This is a genomic window from Pseudomonas sp. GW821-FHT09A09, from assembly GCF_059418405.1.
On record NZ_JBWKPU010000084.1, the window covers coordinates 1 to 507 of the forward strand.

The 507-nt window shown below is 59.8% G+C and carries 1 protein-coding gene; it reads right to left on the reverse strand.

The window, feature by feature from the left end:
- The coding region (locus AC07OV_RS30575; RefSeq protein WP_495093616.1) for a DUF6531 domain-containing protein at positions 1-507 on the reverse strand (507 nt) is incomplete at both ends.

A 507-nucleotide genomic window follows, 5' to 3' on the forward strand; every position in this document is an offset into this window, starting at 1 on the left:
TTGTCATACGCATCGCTGATCGCTGTCAGAAAACCATTAACGAAATGGTAGAAACGCGAGCCTTGCGCCAGCACTAACTCATCCGGCAACGTCCCCAGATAAATCGCCGCGTCGGCCAAACTGTTGGTGATCGCGGGGCGGGCGGAGGAGGGCAGCGGAAACTCTGTCGAGCGGTTCTCATGATCCGTCCACACCACCGAATCACCAGAAACGACAAGCCGATGCGCCAGCGCATGGCTCCAACCAAACCCCAACCCGCAATCCACTTCCACGGCGCTGGTGCGATACAGCCGTGTCCACTCAAATGGCAATATCCCATCGAGCGTGCCATCGGTAAGGGTGAGCAATTCCTCGCCGGTGACCATCGACACCGGGCAGCCGTTCTTGCACGTAGTCGCCGAACAGGTTGCCGCATCGCCGTTCTGGTTCGTCCCCGACGCAGGCACATCATCCACATGCTCTTTCTGCGTCAGCACCGCGTTCTGCCGTGCCCGCCAGCGCATCTGC